We start from the raw sequence: 15,159 nt of genomic DNA on the forward strand, positions 1-15,159 counted from the left end.
ACGCGCCGGCCGTGCGCGGCCCCTACGGCCGCCAGGGCACGCGGTGTTCGGCCAGGTGGGCCAGGACCGAGTGGTTGGCCTCCCAACCGTCCGGGAACTTGACCGTCACGCCCAGCTGTACCGGCTCCGTCGACGGGTGGTCGTCCAGCAGCTCAGCTATCCCCGCCCGGGCCACCACCACGCAGGCATGCCGGTGCCGGGAGGCCAGCACGCACAGGCGGCCCGTCTCCAGGTGGAACGCCGTCGCGTCGGGGCGGCCCGACAGGGGGTGCAGCACCACCGTGAGGTCGTACTCGCGGCCCTGGAGCCGGTTCGCCGTGTCCACCGTGACCCCCGTGACGCCCAGCGCGGCCAGCGCCGCGCGGACGGCCGCCGCCTGGTCGCGGTGGGCGGTGCCGACGGCGATGCGGTCCGGGGACAGGGGCGAGGGGGCCGGGGAGCGTTCGTCCGCCGTGACCGCTCCCCGGTCCAGCGCCCGGCGCACCACCAGGGCCACCGCCCCCACCGCCTCCGGGTCCGTGCGCGGGGTGTGCCGCGCGGGCAGTTCCAGCAGCCCCCAGCCCGACGCGGCGGCCTCGTCCAGCACCCGGTCCGGGCCCGAGCCGTCGCCCGCGACCCCGTAGGCGAGACGGCGCTCGCCGGGGCCGGTGCCGCTGCGGAACTGCGAGTAGGGGTAGAAGGCGCGCGACACCAGCGGCGCGGCCGTCGCCGGGAGCCGCCACGACACGGGCAGCCTGTGCTGCGGCAGCTGCGGGTTGTGCGCGAGGAGGGTGGAGACCGCCGACGCCGAAGGGTCGTACGACAGCCCGGCCCACTGCTCCGCGCCGACCACGCTGAACGGGTCCAACTGCCCCGGGTCGCCCACGAACAGCGCCCGCTCGAACAGCCCGGCCACGGCCAGCAGCGCGTCCGAGCGCATCTGGTACGCCTCGTCGACGATCGCGTGCTCCCAGGGCGCGTCGGCCTTCACGTACGCCCACTTCGCGGCCGTGGAGATGGTGACCGGCAGTTCCGCCAGGTCCGCCGGCTTGGCGGACAGGGTGACCGAGGGGAGTCCGCGCAGCGCCGGGTCGTAGGCGTCGCCGTCGCTGCTGTGCAGCCGGCCCACCTTCAGCTCCGGATCCTTCTCGGCGAGCCGCAGCACCAGGTCGTCCACCTGCGCGTTGGTCTGCGCGACCACCATCAGCCGGCGCCCCGCGGCGGCCAGCTCCCGGGCCGCCCGCACCACGAGCGTCGACTTGCCGGCCCCCGGCGGGGAGTCCACCACCACGCCCCGCTCGGTGCCGTGCAGGGTGTCGTGGAGGATGGCGGCGGTGGCCCGGTCGGCGGCCGCGCCCGGGTCGAAGGCGGTGGTCAAAGGAGGTCCTCGTCGGTCACGGCGTCCAGGGCGGGGGCGGGGGAGGTCGCGGAGCCCGGCGGGCCGCCGTGCGTCCACGGGGTGTGCTCCGGGTCGGGCAGCTTCGGGCCGCCCCGAGCGTCGTGCTCGAAGAGGGTCCAGCACTCCCGGTCGCCCTTCTCCGGCACGGAGCCCGCCACCGGCTCCCGGCCCGCGCCCATCTTGTCGAGCACGCGCAGCACCAGCTGCCCGTCCTCCTCGTACCGCACGAACTCGAAGGCCTGCTGGCGCCCGTCGAGGGAGCGGAACACCTTCCCGCCGCCCCCTTCCGCCAGCTGCGGCAGGTCCTCGGTGGCCACCGTCACCAGCGGGCGCGGCCGGGGGCGCTTGCCCTCCGTCCACTCCATCAGGACCTCGGTGACCTCGCCGGCGAAGGCCTCGCCCGCGAACCGCCGCCCGGCCATGACGAGCGGGTCGTCGAGCGCCTCCTGGGCGTCGAGGCGCACCTGCTCGGTCTCCCGGGTGGCCAGTTTCTGGGCCGCCGTCACCGCGTCGTCGCGGCGCGGCTGCGGAGGCTCGCCCGCGCGGACCCGGTCGCGGTGGCCGGTGAAGGACCAGCGGTCGCGGGTCCAGCGCTCCTCGGTCCGCTCACCGGGCGGCAGGGTGCGCATCAGGTCGACGGCCGCCCAGGTCTGCCACCAGGCGGTCTCCATCTGGCTCAGGACGAGGCGCCGGATCGCCCGCTCGGCGAGCCGCGCGGTGTCTGTGTCTGCCTGACGGCCCTGCGGCTCGCCGGCCGCCCGCGCCGCGTCGAACTTCGCGATCGCCGGCGCCAGCAGCTTGTTGTCGAAGGCCGGGTCGGTGGCCGGGCCCGCCGGCGGGACCGCCAGCTGGCCGTCCGCGTCCCGCGCGAGCTCCACGCGCAGCGCGAACTCCGCCCCCGAGACGCCCTCCGGCGGGTCGATCCAGCCGAGCAGTGCTCCGAGGTGCTGGTCCTCCAGGTTGCTCTGGCCCGTGGCCCAGTGCCTGCCCAGCAGCTCGGTGGCGGACAGCAGCATCGAGGAGCCGGGGACACGGGAGCGTTCGGCGAGGTGCGTGAACCAGCGGCCCAGCAGCGGCACCTGGGTGGGCGCCGGGTACGGGTTCTCCGGGTCCTCCTCGGCGGTCCGGCGGAACCGCATGGACCGGCCCAGCAGGCGCACGTACTCGACGCCCGCCCGGCTGGGCACGAGGATCTGCGGCGCGTCCACGCACAGTTCGGCCTCGACCTTGACCTTCTTGCCGGTCTCGGGGTCGGTCTCGGTGCGCTCGGCCGGCTCGACGACGTCCGCGTACGAGTCCACGTACGCCATCACGTGCACGGCCAGGTCGGCCAGGAACCGCCAGCGCAGGTCCCGGTCGCGCGGCTGCGGTATGACGAAGATCCGCGGCTCGTGCCGGTCGGTGCCCAGCATCGCGCCGAGCGGGGCCCCCGCCTCACCGGCTGTGGTCAGCGGTACGAAGACCAGCGGCTGCGCGCCCAGGTGGCGGTGCCGCACGGTCGCGAGGGGCTGGGCGCGGCCCGCGCGGACCGCCTCCAGCCGGGCCAGGGTGCTCAGCAGGGGCATTCGGGGGTCTCCGGGGCCTGGTACGGGGGTCGGTCGGCGGCCAGCGCCAGCGCCTCGGCGCGCAGCCGGGCGGCCTGGCGCAGCGCGGCCGCGGTGGGGTCGTCGCCGGAGCCGTCCGATCCGTCGGGGCCGGCTCCGGCTCCGGCGGCCGCGGCGAGGGCGGCCTCGACGGTGCTCAGGCCGCCCAGCTCCCCCCGTACGGAACGGCCCAGCGCGGCCGGCTCCCCGGCGTCGCGGGCCCGCTCCCGGCAGTGGAAGGCCAGCTCGCAGGCGGCGAGGCACTCGGGGGCGTAGGCGGCGGAGACCGCGGAGACGGCCTCGGTCAGCTCGGCGGAGGGCCGGGCGGGGTCGAAGCACAGCCCCTGCGGGAGCCCCTCGGCCAGCTCCTCCACCCGGGTCAGCCGCTCCAGCTGGCGGCGGGTCACCGACCGCTCCCGGCGTACGTCCACGAGCGCGGCGGCGGGCAGGTTGGAGAAGTCCTTCGGGCAGACGAGCAGTACCTGGTGGCCGACCTCGGCGCCCTCCAGCTTGCCGGCGGTCTGCTCCAGGGCCAGCACGTACACGGCGGCCTGCCGTGCGGCGGCCCCCACCTTCGCGGCGTCGGCGGCCCCGTCGATCATCGGGAACGACTTGATCTCCACCACGGTCCAGCGGCCGTCGGGGTGCACCACGACGGCGTCGGGCTCCAGGTACGCGGGGGTCCCCGCCACCTCCAGGGCCAGCATCGGATGGTCCAGCAGCGTCCACGTCCGCGCGGCGGTGGCCTCCCGCAGGGCCAGCGCCGTCCGCGCGGCACGCCCCTCGGGCCCGGCGGCGGTGAGGTCCGGCACCCGGGAGTCCGGCCCGGGCGGTTCGGCCCCGCCGCCCAGCCGGGCGTGCGTCAGTCGCAGCAGTTCCGCTCCGCCGTCGCCCTTGACCCGGGCCTCGAAGGAGTTGCCGCGGACGATCGCGAACTGCGACTGCCCGAAGGCGGCGGGGGAGCCCAGGGCGGCCGCGAGCGCGGTCTTGTCCACCCCGGCGCCGTCGAGCAGGGCCCGTCTGCCGCAGCCGGGGTTGGCGGCGAGGGCGGCGAGCGCCCGCGCGTCGAGCGGGCGGGGCGGCACGGCGGGGCCGCGCAGGTCGGCGAGCCGCTGCCGCAGTGTCGTCTGGGGCGGGCCGTCGGGCGGGTAGGAGCTCACGGGCGGAAGTGTCCCATCCGCCACTGACAATCGTGGTCATACGGCGGAAACGGTCCGGTCCCCCCTTCCTGCCGCGTCGGCGATGATGGACGGACGGTGAACCCCCACGGACCGGGAGAAACACAGATGGCCCCCCGCATCCTGCTGGCCCGCCACGGCCAGACGGCATGGTCCCTGCTCGGCAAGCACACGGGCCGCACGGATGTGCCGCTGCTGGAGGAGGGCAGGCTGGGGGCGAAGCGGCTCGGCGAGCGCCTGGCCCGCGAACCCTGGGCGAGCCTGCGCGGCCTGGAGGTGCGCACCAGCCCGCTGGTCCGCGCGAGCGAGAGCTGCGACCTGGCCGGCTTCGGTGCCCAGGCCGACCCCTGGGACACCCTCATGGAGTGGGACTACGGCGACTACGAGGGCATGACCCCGGCCGAGATCCAGGCGGTCCGGCCGGGCTGGCTGATCTGGCGCGACGGGGTTCCCGGCGGTGAGTCCGTCGCGGACGTCGCGGCGCGCGCCGACGAGGTCGTGGCCTGGGCCCGCTCGGCGGAGCGCGACGTCCTCGTGTTCGCCCACGGCCACGTCCTGCGCACCCTGGCCGCCCGCTGGCTCGGCTTCGAGGCCTCCTTCGGCGCCCGCGTCCGCCTGGACCCCACCTCCCTGTCGGTCCTCGGCTGGGCCTACGGAGCCCCGGCCCTGGAACGCTGGAACGACACGGGCCACCTGGAAGGCTGAACCCAACTCCGTTGCGGTCGGGCCAGGTTGGGATGTCGGGCCAAGTTGGGATGATGCCGGTATGACGGTCTCATCCGTGGTGCTGCGGCGGCGCGTGACGGACCTCGAAGACGCCGTGGGCTTCCACGCGAAGCTCACGGGCGAGCCGGTCGCCCGGTTCGCCTTCGCCGGCCTGGAGCCGGCGAGCACCGGGCCGTCCTGCTGGTCAGCGGACCCGACGAGCCCGCCGGGCGGCTCGCCGCCGTGGCGGCCACGCTGGCCGTGGCCGACCTGGACGCCGCGGTGGCGAAGGCTGCCGGGGCCGGGGCCGAGGTGATCGCCGCGCCCGTCGGCACCCCCGACGGGCGCCGTGCCGTACTGCGCCACCCGGACGGCGGGGTCTTCGAGTACGTCGGCCCCTCACCGGGACCCGCCCCGCCGGGGTCCGCACGCCGCCCGGGCCCCGCCCCGCCAGGGGCGCGGGGAACCGCGCGACCGGCCACGGCCGGCCCGCAGCCGAAGGACCAGCGCCTCCCGCGGAGCGCCCCGGCCGTGCCGGCCGGTGCGCCCGGCCCGCACGGCGATCCGGCCCACGCGCGGAGCGCTAGGCTTCCGCGTGCCGGCCCAGGAAGGCGCCGACGCGCGGGGAGCGCTGGTGCGGGACCAGGGTGCGGGCCGTGCCGGCCAGCATCGACCGGATCCGGGTCGAGCGCACCTCGGCCAGCAGGTCCAGCACCCGGCCGCCCGCCCAGGCCGCCTCGTCGGGCGCGCCCGCCCGGGCCAGGTAGTCGGCGAGCTCCGCCGTGTAGAGGGCGACGTTCCGCGCGAAGTGCGGGTCCTGGAGGTCGGCCGCGCGACGGGCGTGGCGGGCCGCGCGGGCGTGCTCCCCGAGGGCGGCCCAGCAGCGGGACTCCAGCGACTCCAGCTCCGCCTCGCCGAAGAAGGACATCCACTCCGGGTCGTCGGCCGACGCGCCCCGCGCGAAGTCCGCGTGCGCCCGGGCCAGGGACTCCTCGCACGCCCGGCGGTCCCCGAGCCCCGCCCAGCCGCCCGCCTCCCGCAGTGCCAGCAGCGCCAGCAGCCGGGGCGAGCCCAGCGAGCGGGCCGCGCGCCGGCCCGCCTGGGCCGCCCGTACCGACTCGCGGTGGCGGCCGCGGTCCCGGGCCAGGAAGGCCATGTTGCTGAAGGCGTGCGCCTCCAGCGCGGCGTTGCCCGAGACCCGGGCGGTGGCCAGTGCCTCCGCGTAGTGCGAGCGGGCGTCCTCGAAACGGCCCGAGTCGTGCGCCAGCCAGCCCACCGAGACGGCCAGCTCCCCGGCCCCCGCGTGCAGCCGGTCCTCGGTGGACTGCCGGGTGGCCCCCGCGTCGAGCAGCGCGTACGCCGTCTTCAGGGGCTGCGCCGCCCGCCGGTAGAGGGCGTCGGCGCCGTGCCGGTCGTCCAGCAGCCGGATCTGGCGCACCGCGTCCTCGACCGCGGCGGCCTCGGCCTCCCCGGCGCGGGAGGGGATCCGGCGGCCGTCGCCGAGGAGGGTGAGGCTGAGCGTCGCGGCCGCCACGGTCGCGGAACCGCCGGTCATGAACGCGCGACGCAGCACGTCGCTCTCCTTGGAACGCCGGACGAGGCGGGTGAAGACCGGCGGCGTCGGCAGCGCGCGCTGCGCCCCCCGGCCGCGCACCGCCTCGCGCGGGGAGAAGCCGAGGTCGGCCAGGGTGCGGCCGGGGAACATCTGGAGGAAGACCCGCTCGTAGGCGTAGTTGGGGCAGCGGATCTCGCCCGACTCGACCCGGCCGATGTAGCGGGCGTCGCAGGAAACCGTTTCGCCGATCTCCCGGGCCGCGCGGCGGACCATGGCCGCGAATTCGGCGGGGGAGTGCTGTCCGCGCAGCCGGCGGAAGGAGGAGTTGGGTGAGTGGGGGGACGCCGCCATGGACGTGTGCCTCTCTGGACGATCCCAGGTGCCCCGCAGGACCCCTGACGATCCCTGTCGATCTCGCTCCGGAGTCAGGGCTCCGGCGCGCATGAACGTACCGCCAGCGGCGGGTGCTTCATGCGGTGTTTGGCTACAAAACGGATATCTCACCCGCGATCCGCCATGAACTGCCATCCTTTGCGGCGTCTTGCCGCCGCACCCGTTGACGCTTCCGCGCGTTGAACCCATGCGGATACGGATCGAGGAGGGGTTCCCCTTGGCGGAGGCCGGCATGGACAGCATCGGAACGAACACCGCGCCCGGAGCCGGCGCGACCTCCCCCGCCCCGGACCTGGTGACCGTGCCCACCCGGCAGGGCCTGGAGGCGGTGGACATCATCCGCCGCTCGGCGGGCCGGGCCGCCCCCGGCGTCGGCCCGGTCCTGCACGACGGCTCCGGCGACACCCTCGGCTTCCTCGTCCCGCCCGGCACCGCCGACGCCTGGGACCTGCCCGGCAGTGCCTGTACGCAGACCAACGGGCGCGGCGTGCGCTTCGGCGACGCGGTCTCGCCCACCGCGGGCGGTACGGGCTGGCTGCTGCCCCCCGAGGCGGTGGGGCCGGTCACCGACCCCGAGGTGCTGCGCGCCGCGCTGGGCGAGGCGGCCCGGCTGATCGAGGCGGCCGACAACTGTCGGTGATGCCCTGGCCAGCGATAATGGGGGCGTGGCAGGCAAGGGCAAGGGCAAGGGCAGCAGGGGCGGCGCGATACCGGCCGCCGGACCGGTCGCCGGGCAGGTGGGCGGCGGTCTGGCGGAGCTGGCGCCGGACCGCGAGCGTTCGCGCGCCTGGACCCTGCTGATCGAAGGCGCCCCGCAGTCCCACGTGGACCTGGACGACCCCGGGTACCTGGACTTCGCCTACCAGCGCCGGATCGGCCACCTGATCGACCTGATGGCGCCCGCCCGGCAGCCCCTGAACGTGGTGCACCTGGGCGGCGGCGCCTTCACCCTGGCCCGCTACACGGCCGCCGCGCGCCCCCGCTCCACGCAGCAGGTGGTGGAGGTGGACGGGGCCCTGGTGGCCTTCGTACGGGAACACCTGCCGCTGGACCCGCAGGCGCGGATCCGTGTACGGGCCGTGGACGCGCGGGCGGGTCTCGCCAAGGTGCCGGACGGCTGGGCGGACCTGGTCATAGCGGACGTGTTCAGCGGGGCGCGCACCCCGGCCCACCTGACCAGCGCGGAGTTCCTGGACGAGGTGCGCCGGGCGCTCGCGCCCACCGGCTGGTACGTGGCCAACCTGGCGGACGGCCCGCCGCTGGCGCACCTGCGGGGCCAGGTCGCCACCGCCGCCTCGCGCTTCGCGGAGCTGGCGCTGGCGGCGGATCCCGTCGTCTGGCGGGGGAAACGTTTCGGCAATGCGGTGCTCGTCGCCTCCGACCGGGAGCTGCCCGTCGCGGAGTTCACGCGCCGCGTGGCGAGCGACCCGCACCCCGGCCGGGTCGAACACGGCCGGGCCCTGGCCGACTTCACCGGCGGCGCCGCCCCGGTGGCGGACGCCACCGCCGTGGCCTCCCCGCAGCCGCCGCCCTCCGTCTTCCGCTGAGCCGGTCAGGGCCTCACGGGTCGACGGTCTCCACCACCGGCGGGTGGTCGTGCCAGGTGCAGAACACCGACACCTCGCGGCTGCCCTGGGTGAAGGTGACCCGGATCCAGAAGTCCTGCTTCCACACCTGCATCCGCCAGCCCGCCTCGGGGGTCGCCGAGACCAGCCCGGCCGAGGAGGTCCCGAGGTCGAAGACGACCCGGCCGCCCGACACCGAGTAGCTCTTCACGGTGCCGGACCCGCCGTCCTGGCCGCCCTCCGGGTACGGGCGCCGGCCGGGCGGCGCCGCCTGCTTCGGCTTCGCCGGCGGGGACGCGGCGGCACCGGCCGCCCCGGACGCCGACGGGGACGCGGACGACGGGGCGGACGGGGAGTCCGAGGGCGTCGGCGTCGGATCCGGCCCCCGGGTGGAGGAGGGCGGCGGCGCGGCGTCCGGCGCCCTGGCCGTCAAGGGAACCGCGCGCGGGGGATCGTAGGCCGTCCCGGACATGACGGTGTGCACACCCCACCACGTCAGGGTCACGGCGGCAGCGGTCGCCAGCACCCAGGCCATGGCATGTACAGGTCCTCGTCGCATCAGGGCACATACTGCACCACACGCCACAAGGTCGTCCCGGCCCCTCCCCGGGTCCCCCGGATGGACTACGGTGCGCCCATGGCTAGTGTGCTCGTGGTCGAGGACGACCAGTTCGTACGTTCCGCCCTCATCCGGCACCTGACCGAGGCCTCCCACACCGTGCGGAGCGTCGGCACGGCCCTGGAGGCCCTGCGCGAAGTCGCCCACAACCGCTTCGACGTGGTCATCCTCGACCTCGGCCTGCCCGACCTGGACGGCTCCGAGGCCCTCAAGATGCTGCGCGGCATCACCGACGTACCGGTCATCATCGCCACCGCCCGCGACGACGAGGCCGAGATCGTCCGGCTGCTCAACGACGGTGCCGACGACTACCTGACCAAACCTTTCTCCGTCGAGCACCTCTCCGCGCGGATGGCCGCCGTCCTGCGCCGCGCCCGCGCCGCCGCCGGCGCCGAACCGCCCTCCCGCGTCCTGCGCGTCGGAGGGCTGGCCATCGACCCGCTGCGCCGCCAGGCCGAGCTCGACGGCGCCGTACTCGACCTCACCCGGCGGGAATTCGACCTGCTGGCCTTCCTCGCCGGCCGGCCCGGGGTGGTCGTGGCCCGGCGGGAGCTGCTCGCCGAGGTCTGGCAGCAGTCCTACGGCGACGACCAGACCATAGACGTGCACCTGTCCTGGCTGCGCCGCAAACTCGGCGAGACCGCCGCCCGGCCCCGCTACCTGCACACCCTGCGCGGAGTCGGCGTGAAGCTGGAGCCGCCGCTGTGAGATGGGCGCTGGTCAAGGTGTGCCTCGCGGTCACGACCATGGTGGTCCTGGCCTTCGCGGTGCCGCTGGCGATGGTGGTGCGGGAGATGGCCAGCGACCGGGCCTTCTCCAACGCCGAGCGGCAGGCCGCCACCATGGGGCCGACCCTGTCCATCACCACCGACCCCGCGCAGCTGCACCGGGCCGTGGAGTCCACCGAGATGGGCGCCGCCGGACGGATGGCCGTGCACGTCCCCGCGATCGGCGGCGCCGCCGCCGTGGACATCGGCGACGGCCGTGCCGGGGCCCACGCGGTCGCCGAGACCCGCTCCCTGGGGCGGGCCACCACCGCCCGCGTCCCCGGCGGGGGTTCGGCACTGCTCCAGCCCATCGCCCTCGGCTCCGGGGACATCGCGGTCATCGAGATCTACGTCCCGGAGAGCGAGGTCAGCAACGGGGTCACCACCGCCTGGCTGGTCCTCGGCGGCGTCGGACTCGCCCTCGTCATCGGCTCGGTGGCCGTCGCGGACCGGCTCGGCGCCCGCCTGGTGCGCCCCGCCGAACGGCTCGCGGACGCCGCGCACCAGCTGGGGGAGGGCAAGCTCGGGGCGCGGGTGCCGGAGGACGGCCCCAAGGAACTCCGCTCGGCGGCCGTCGCGTTCAACTCGATGGCGGACCAGGTCGTGGAACTCCTCGCCAACGAGCGGGAGCTCGCAGCCGACCTCTCCCACCGGCTGCGCACGCCCCTGACCGTGCTGCGGCTCAACGCGGCCTCCCTCGGGGACGGTCCGGCCGCCGAGCACACCCGGACGGCGGTCGAGCAGCTGGAACGGGAGGTCGACACGATCATCCGTACCGCCCGAGAGCAGCGCCCGCCCGCCAGCACGGCCACCGCGGGCTGCGACGCCTCCGAGGTCATCCGCGACCGGATGGCCTTCTGGTCGGCGCTGGCCGAGGACGAGGGCCGCGAGGTCCGGCTCGCGGGCGTGGACCGCACCGTGCGCATCCCGGTGGCCCGCCCCGAGCTGGCGGCCGCGCTCGACGCCATGCTCGGCAACGTCTTCCGGCACACCCCGGAGGCCACCCCCTTCGCGGTGGACGTGCACGACGCCGGGGGCGCCGTCATCGTCCTCGTCTCGGACGGGGGCCCCGGCATCGCCGACCCGGACGCCGCCCTGCGGCGCGGCAACGACGGCGCCCGGGACGGCTCGACCGGGCTGGGCCTGGACATCGTGCGGCGGGTCGCCGAGTCCACCGGCGGCGACGTGCGGATCGGCCGCTCGGTGCTCGGCGGCACCGAGGTGCGGGTGTGGATCGCGCTGGACGACCGGGCCCGGGGCGGCGAGCGCGGCGCGCGCGGCCGGCGCGGCCGCCGCAAGCGCCGCGGCGCCTGACACGAGCCGAGACGCTCCGCCGAGCCGTGGAATACCGCACGGATCGGGCCAGTTGGGGGCCGGTACACGCCGGTTCCCGTGCGGCCGCACCCCGCGCCCGGCACACGTGCAGAACCGTTCCCGATGGGACATCCGCATGCGTTACGCGGTTCTCGGCACCGGTGTCGTCGGCCGTACGGTGGCGGCCCGGCTGCTCTCCCTGGGCCACGACGTCGTCAGCGGCACCCGCGACCCCGGGGCCACCCTCGCCCGCGCCGAGTACGCCGAATGGCAGGCGGCCCACCCGGCGGTCGGCCTCGTGGGCTTCCCCGAGACCGCGCGCGGCACCGAGACGCTGCTGCCCGTGCGGCTGCGCGTGATGGGCGCCCCGGGGCACTCGGAGTTCGACTTCCACATCCGGGCGGCCGACGGCCCCTCCGCCTGAGCGAGTCCCGGATCCGCCGGACGGGGGCGCAAATGTTGCCGCGCCCCCGCACCGCACGGAGGGTGGCCGTGACGGAAGGAGCCACGCATGAGAGTCATGCTCAGGGCCCACATGGACACGGCCGCCACCAACGAGGGCATCACGACGGGGGGCCTGCCCCAGGCGGTCAAGAAGCTGATGGACAAGGTCAAGCCGGAGGCGGCCTATTTCGGCCTCCACGAGGGCGTGCGCTCCTGCTGGATCGTCTTCGACCTCCAGGACAGCACGCAGATGCCGGCGCTGACCTGGGACCTGTTCCACGACTTCAACGCCGAGATCGAGGTCGGCCCGGTCATGACCGCGGAGGACCTGGCGAAGGCGCTGGGGGCGTTGCGGTCCTCGTGACGGCGGTCGCCGCCGCACCGGCCGGCCCGAACCGGACCCGCCCCGCGGCCGCCAGCCCCAGCACGGCCGACGCGGCCACCGCTCCGCACGACACGGCGAACGCGGCCCGGTACCCGTACGCGGCGGCCAGCGGCCCGGAAGCCGCCGCGGCGAGGGCCTGACCGACGATCAGGCCGCTGCCCAGCACGGTCATGGCCTCGCCCATCCGCTCCGCCGGGCCGGTCCGCTCGACCAGCCCGAACAGCGCGATCAGGTGCGGGGCCACGGCCAGCCCGATCCCGGCGACGGCCGCCGCCGCACCCCACAGCCCCGACACCGCGAGCAGCGGCAGGGTGAGCAGCGCCTGGACCCCGACCGTCCACCGCAGCCGCACCGGCAGGTCCGCGCTCCCGGGCCGGGCCACGGTCACCAGCCCGGCGACGGAACTGGTCACCGCCATGCCGGCCCACACCAGCCCGGCCGCGCCGCCCTCGCCGAGCGAGCCCGCCAGCGCGTTGACGCCCGTGTTGGCCCCGCTGAACGCGGCCCCCTGGAGCATGGCCATCGCGATCAGCAGGGCCAGCGCCGGCGACCACAGCCGTACGCCGGCCCGCGCGCCCGCCGCCGCGACCGGCCCGGGCGCGCTCGGGTGCAGGGCGAACAGCGTCCCCGACACCAGGATCAGGAGCGCCGCCAGCACCAGTGCCGACGCCGGGTGCACGGTCACGGCGAGGATCCCGGCCAGCGCGGGCCCCACCACGAAGCCGACCTCGTCGAGGGTGGTGTCGAAGGACAGCGCGGAGCCCAGCAGGGCCCGGTCCTCCCCGGCCAGCCGCGCCCAGCGGGCCCGCGCCAGCGGGCCGACCTGCGGGACGGTCAGCCCGGCCGCGACGGCCAGCGCCACCCGGGCGCCCAGCGGCAGCCCGGCCAGGACGGCGGCGACCAGGGCGCCCAGCACGGCGGCGTTCGCGGCGCAGGCGACGAGCAGCACCGGGCGGTGGCCGCGCCGGTCGGCCAGCCTCCCGATGACCGGGCCGCCGAGGGCCTGGCCCAGCCAGAGCGCGGCGGCGACGGTGCCGGCGTCACCGATGCCGTCGCGGTCGTTGATGAGCAGCAGCGTTCCGATGGGGCAGAGCGCGGCGGGCAGCCGCGCCAGGAACGCGTGGACGGGCAGGGCGCGGCCGCCGAGGGCGAACACCCCGCGGAACCCTGCGGGGGCCGTCCCGGCCGTGGGCCGGGACGCGGTGGAACGGGACACGGGGCAACCTCCAGCCGCACGCCGACCCTCCCGTTTCTCCGGCGCGCGCCGTTGCCCGTCCGGCGGACGCTAGCCGTGGAACGCCCGCTTCGGAAGCCCCCGGGAACGGGAGCGCTCCCGGCCCTGTTCCGGCCCCCGCACCCGGCCGCCCGGGCCCTCCCAAGCGGTAGATTCGCAGCGGGAGGCAGCCATGAACGGTCACGGGCGCGGGCGGGGACGGCCGACCCTGGAAGAGGTCGCCCTGCGGGCCGGCGTCGGGCGCGGCACCGTCTCCCGGGTGGTCAACGGCTCGCCGGGGGTCAGTGAGCGCACCCGGGCGGCCGTCGAGGCCGCCGTCGCCGAGCTCGGGTACGTCCCCGACCGCGCGGCCCGGGCACTGGCCGCCGACCGGGCCGGAGCCGTCGCCCTGGTGCTGCCCGGGCCGCAGTCGCCCTTCCTGACGGAGCCCTGCTTCGCGGGGATGCTGCGCGGGGCCGCCGAGGCGCTGGCCGGGGCCGGGGTGGAGCTGGTCCTCGCCCTCGGGGGCGGTGCGCCGGCGCTGGCCGGGCACCGGGTCGACGGGCTGCTGCTGCCGGCCGCGGCCGAGGCGGAGCCGCCGCCGGGGATCCCGGCGGTGGTCGGTGGACGCGGGCCGGGTGCCGGGACGCTGCCGAGCGTGGACTGCGACCACCTGGGGGGCGCCGCCGAGGCGGTGCGCCACCTGCTGGGGCGGGGCCGGCGGACGATAGCCGCCATCGCGGGCCCGCCCGGGGACGAGGGGGCCCGGCGCCGCCTGGAGGGCTACCGGCGGGCCCTGGCCGCCGCCGGGCACCCCCCGGACGAACGGCTCGTCGCGGCCGGGGGCCCCGGCGAGGAAGGGGGCCGGCGGGCCATGCGCGAGCTGCTGGAGCGCCGGCCCGCCCTGGACGCCGTCTTCGCCGCTTCCGACCTGCTGGCGGCGGGCGCCCGGCGGGAGCTGCGCGCGGCCGGGCGGCGGGTGCCTCAGGACGTGGCGCTGGTGGGCTTCGGGGACTCGGCGCTGGCCCGCCACCTGGACCCGCCGCTGACCAGCGTGCGGCCGCCGGCGGAGGAGCTGGGCCGGACCATGGCGCGGCTGCTGCTGGCCCGGATCTCGGGTGGCGGCTCCCGCGAGCGGGAGGAGGTCGTCCTGCCGACGGAGCTGATCGTCCGCGGGTCGACGTAGCACCGTGGAAGCCGCGGGCGGACCGCGGGAACGCGGAAGGCCCCGGTCCGCTTTCGCGTACCGGGGCCTTCCCACAGGGTGAGTGACGGGACTTGAACCCGCGGCCACCTGGACCACAACCAGGTGCTCTACCAGCTGAGCTACACCCACCATGTCCGGTCGCAGAACGACCGGCCGAAGAAAAGGGTACAGGGTTTTGGAGGGTGCTCGCTCCACCTTTTCCCCGCGCCCCCCTCCGGAGGGTCTACTCGCCGGCCACCACGTGCTTGGCGGCGATGGTGCGGGCGGTGTCGGAGTCGGGTCCGGGCTGCGGCACGAAGACCGCCTCCCGGTAGTAGCGCAGCTCGGCGATGGACTCCTTGATGTCCGCGAGCGCCCGGTGGTTGCCGTTCTTCGGCGGGCTGTTGAAGTAGGCGCGCGGGTACCAGCGGCGCGCCAGCTCCTTCACCGAGGACACGTCCACGATCCGGTAGTGCAGGTGGCCCTCCAGCGCGGGCATGTCACGCGAGAGGAACCCGCGGTCGGTGCCGACCGAGTTTCCGCACAGCGGGGCCTTGCGCGGCTCCTTCACGTGTTCCCGCACGTACGCCAGGACCTGCGCCTCGGCGTCGGCGAGGGTCGTGCCGGCGGCCAGCTCGTCGAGCAGGCCGGAGGCGGTGTGCATCTCGCGCACCACGTCCGGCATGGTCTCCAGGGCCGCGTCCGGCGGGCGGATCACGATGTCCACGCCTTCGCCGAGCACGTTGAGCTCCGAGTCGGTGACCAGTGCGGCCACCTCGATAAGTGCGTCGTCCGTCAGCGAGAGCCCGGTCATCTCGCAGTCGATCCACACCATGCGATCGTTCATGCGCCCCACCTTATGCCGAAGGTCCCC

Annotated in this window: 17 protein-coding genes and 1 tRNA gene; 10 read left to right on the forward strand and 8 right to left on the reverse strand. The window is 76.2% G+C overall.

Annotation, left to right across the window (positions count from 1 at the left end; all coding sequences use genetic code 11):
• Positions 1-22: 22 nt before the first annotated feature.
• Genes ACZ597_RS23195 through ACZ597_RS23205 form a run of 3 tightly spaced genes read right to left on the reverse strand, consistent with a single transcriptional unit; the run spans position 23 to position 4,151 of the window.
• Positions 23-1,357, reverse strand: coding sequence for an AAA domain-containing protein (locus tag ACZ597_RS23195; RefSeq protein WP_471333186.1), 1,335 nt, complete (start codon positions 1,355-1,357; stop codon positions 23-25).
• Positions 1,354-2,943: a hypothetical protein gene (locus ACZ597_RS23200; protein ID WP_471333189.1), complete on the reverse strand. Its 1,590-nt coding sequence runs from the start codon at positions 2,941-2,943 to the stop codon at positions 1,354-1,356. The genes ACZ597_RS23195 and ACZ597_RS23200 overlap by 4 nt, the downstream gene beginning before the upstream one ends.
• A complete protein-coding gene (locus ACZ597_RS23205) occupies positions 2,931-4,151 on the reverse strand; it encodes a hypothetical protein (protein ID WP_471333192.1) in 1,221 nt (406 codons plus the stop codon). The genes ACZ597_RS23200 and ACZ597_RS23205 overlap by 13 nt, the downstream gene beginning before the upstream one ends.
• Before the next feature lie 96 nt (positions 4,152-4,247).
• Here ACZ597_RS23205 and ACZ597_RS23210 point away from each other — a divergent pair, with 96 nt between their 5' ends.
• The gene (locus ACZ597_RS23210; protein WP_471333195.1) at positions 4,248-4,844 is read left to right on the forward strand and encodes a histidine phosphatase family protein; all 597 of its coding nucleotides are present in this window, start codon (positions 4,248-4,250) and stop codon (positions 4,842-4,844) included.
• Between the two features lie 61 nt (positions 4,845-4,905).
• Positions 4,906-5,160: a hypothetical protein gene (locus tag ACZ597_RS23215; RefSeq protein ID WP_471333198.1), complete on the forward strand. Its 255-nt coding sequence runs from the start codon at positions 4,906-4,908 to the stop codon at positions 5,158-5,160.
• A 267-nt stretch (positions 5,161-5,427) separates the two neighbouring features.
• On the opposite strand, the gene ACZ597_RS23220 is transcribed toward ACZ597_RS23215, so the two are convergent.
• Positions 5,428-6,750, reverse strand: coding sequence for a tetratricopeptide repeat protein (locus tag ACZ597_RS23220; protein WP_471333201.1), 1,323 nt, complete (start codon positions 6,748-6,750; stop codon positions 5,428-5,430).
• Positions 6,751-7,024: 274 nt separating this feature from the next.
• Here ACZ597_RS23220 and ACZ597_RS23225 point away from each other — a divergent pair, with 274 nt between their 5' ends.
• Both ACZ597_RS23225 and ACZ597_RS23230 read left to right on the forward strand, forming a co-directional pair.
• Positions 7,025-7,432 (forward strand): hypothetical protein, encoded by a 408-nt coding sequence (locus ACZ597_RS23225; RefSeq protein WP_471333203.1) that lies wholly within the window; start codon positions 7,025-7,027, stop codon positions 7,430-7,432.
• Between the two features lie 25 nt (positions 7,433-7,457).
• Entirely contained in the window at positions 7,458-8,339 is an 882-nt protein-coding gene (locus tag ACZ597_RS23230; protein WP_471333206.1) for a spermidine synthase, read from the forward strand.
• A gap of 13 nt (positions 8,340-8,352) precedes the next feature.
• Here ACZ597_RS23230 and ACZ597_RS23235 read toward each other — a convergent pair whose 3' ends face one another.
• Positions 8,353-8,568 carry a hypothetical protein gene (locus ACZ597_RS23235; RefSeq protein WP_471333208.1) on the reverse strand — a complete coding sequence of 72 codons (216 nt, stop codon included), beginning with the start codon at positions 8,566-8,568 and terminating at the stop codon, positions 8,353-8,355.
• Between the two features lies 1 nt (position 8,569).
• Here ACZ597_RS23235 and ACZ597_RS23240 point away from each other — a divergent pair, with 1 nt between their 5' ends.
• From ACZ597_RS23240 to ACZ597_RS23260, 5 genes are all read left to right on the forward strand, one after another.
• Positions 8,570-8,815 (forward strand): hypothetical protein, encoded by a 246-nt coding sequence (locus ACZ597_RS23240; RefSeq protein ID WP_471333211.1) that lies wholly within the window; start codon positions 8,570-8,572, stop codon positions 8,813-8,815.
• A 179-nt stretch (positions 8,816-8,994) separates the two neighbouring features.
• The gene (locus ACZ597_RS23245) at positions 8,995-9,684 is read left to right on the forward strand and encodes a response regulator transcription factor (RefSeq protein ID WP_185899126.1); all 690 of its coding nucleotides are present in this window, start codon (positions 8,995-8,997) and stop codon (positions 9,682-9,684) included.
• The gene (locus tag ACZ597_RS23250) at positions 9,681-11,057 is read left to right on the forward strand and encodes a HAMP domain-containing sensor histidine kinase (RefSeq protein ID WP_471333213.1); all 1,377 of its coding nucleotides are present in this window, start codon (positions 9,681-9,683) and stop codon (positions 11,055-11,057) included. The genes ACZ597_RS23245 and ACZ597_RS23250 overlap by 4 nt, the downstream gene beginning before the upstream one ends.
• 136 nt (positions 11,058-11,193) lie before the next feature.
• Complete coding sequence (locus ACZ597_RS23255; RefSeq protein ID WP_471333216.1) at positions 11,194-11,481, forward strand: hypothetical protein; 288 nt, start codon at positions 11,194-11,196, stop codon at positions 11,479-11,481.
• Between the two features lie 87 nt (positions 11,482-11,568).
• Positions 11,569-11,865 (forward strand): DUF3303 family protein, encoded by a 297-nt coding sequence (locus tag ACZ597_RS23260; protein WP_470977786.1) that lies wholly within the window; start codon positions 11,569-11,571, stop codon positions 11,863-11,865.
• Here the strand turns inward: ACZ597_RS23260 and ACZ597_RS23265 are convergent.
• Positions 11,813-13,102, reverse strand: a complete 1,290-nt coding sequence (locus ACZ597_RS23265; protein WP_471333219.1) for an MFS transporter — start codon at positions 13,100-13,102, stop codon at positions 11,813-11,815. The two genes, ACZ597_RS23260 and ACZ597_RS23265, sit on opposite strands and share 53 nt — an antisense overlap.
• A 190-nt stretch (positions 13,103-13,292) precedes the next feature.
• Here ACZ597_RS23265 and ACZ597_RS23270 point away from each other — a divergent pair, with 190 nt between their 5' ends.
• Positions 13,293-14,285 carry a LacI family DNA-binding transcriptional regulator gene (locus ACZ597_RS23270; RefSeq protein ID WP_471333222.1) on the forward strand — a complete coding sequence of 331 codons (993 nt, stop codon included), beginning with the start codon at positions 13,293-13,295 and terminating at the stop codon, positions 14,283-14,285.
• 77 nt (positions 14,286-14,362) lie between these two features.
• On the opposite strand, the gene ACZ597_RS23275 is transcribed toward ACZ597_RS23270, so the two are convergent.
• Positions 14,363-14,435: transfer RNA gene (locus ACZ597_RS23275), tRNA-His, on the reverse strand.
• A 94-nt stretch (positions 14,436-14,529) separates the two neighbouring features.
• Positions 14,530-15,132, reverse strand: coding sequence for an oligoribonuclease (gene orn / locus ACZ597_RS23280; RefSeq protein WP_471333224.1), 603 nt, complete (start codon positions 15,130-15,132; stop codon positions 14,530-14,532).
• Between the last annotated feature and the right edge of the window lie 27 nt (positions 15,133-15,159).

Source organism: Streptomyces sp. NPDC040718 (assembly GCF_055593565.1).

What these genes read in the sequence shown, in the direction of transcription:
- ACZ597_RS23200 (WP_471333189.1), bottom strand. Translation starts at nt 2,943, where the DNA reads ATGCCCCTGCTGAGCACCCTGGCCCGGCTGGAGGCGGTCCGCGCGGGC.
- ACZ597_RS23270 (WP_471333222.1), top strand. Translation starts at nt 13,293, where the DNA reads ATGAACGGTCACGGGCGCGGGCGGGGACGGCCGACCCTGGAAGAGGTC.
- ACZ597_RS23245 (WP_185899126.1), top strand. Translation starts at nt 8,995, where the DNA reads ATGGCTAGTGTGCTCGTGGTCGAGGACGACCAGTTCGTACGTTCCGCC.
- ACZ597_RS23210 (WP_471333195.1), top strand. Translation starts at nt 4,248, where the DNA reads ATGGCCCCCCGCATCCTGCTGGCCCGCCACGGCCAGACGGCATGGTCC.
- ACZ597_RS23215 (WP_471333198.1), top strand. Translation starts at nt 4,906, where the DNA reads ATGACGGTCTCATCCGTGGTGCTGCGGCGGCGCGTGACGGACCTCGAA.
- ACZ597_RS23225 (WP_471333203.1), top strand. Translation starts at nt 7,025, where the DNA reads ATGGACAGCATCGGAACGAACACCGCGCCCGGAGCCGGCGCGACCTCC.
- ACZ597_RS23255 (WP_471333216.1), top strand. Translation starts at nt 11,194, where the DNA reads ATGCGTTACGCGGTTCTCGGCACCGGTGTCGTCGGCCGTACGGTGGCG.
- orn (WP_471333224.1), bottom strand. Translation starts at nt 15,132, where the DNA reads ATGAACGATCGCATGGTGTGGATCGACTGCGAGATGACCGGGCTCTCG.
- ACZ597_RS23260 (WP_470977786.1), top strand. Translation starts at nt 11,569, where the DNA reads ATGAGAGTCATGCTCAGGGCCCACATGGACACGGCCGCCACCAACGAG.
- ACZ597_RS23220 (WP_471333201.1), bottom strand. Translation starts at nt 6,750, where the DNA reads ATGGCGGCGTCCCCCCACTCACCCAACTCCTCCTTCCGCCGGCTGCGC.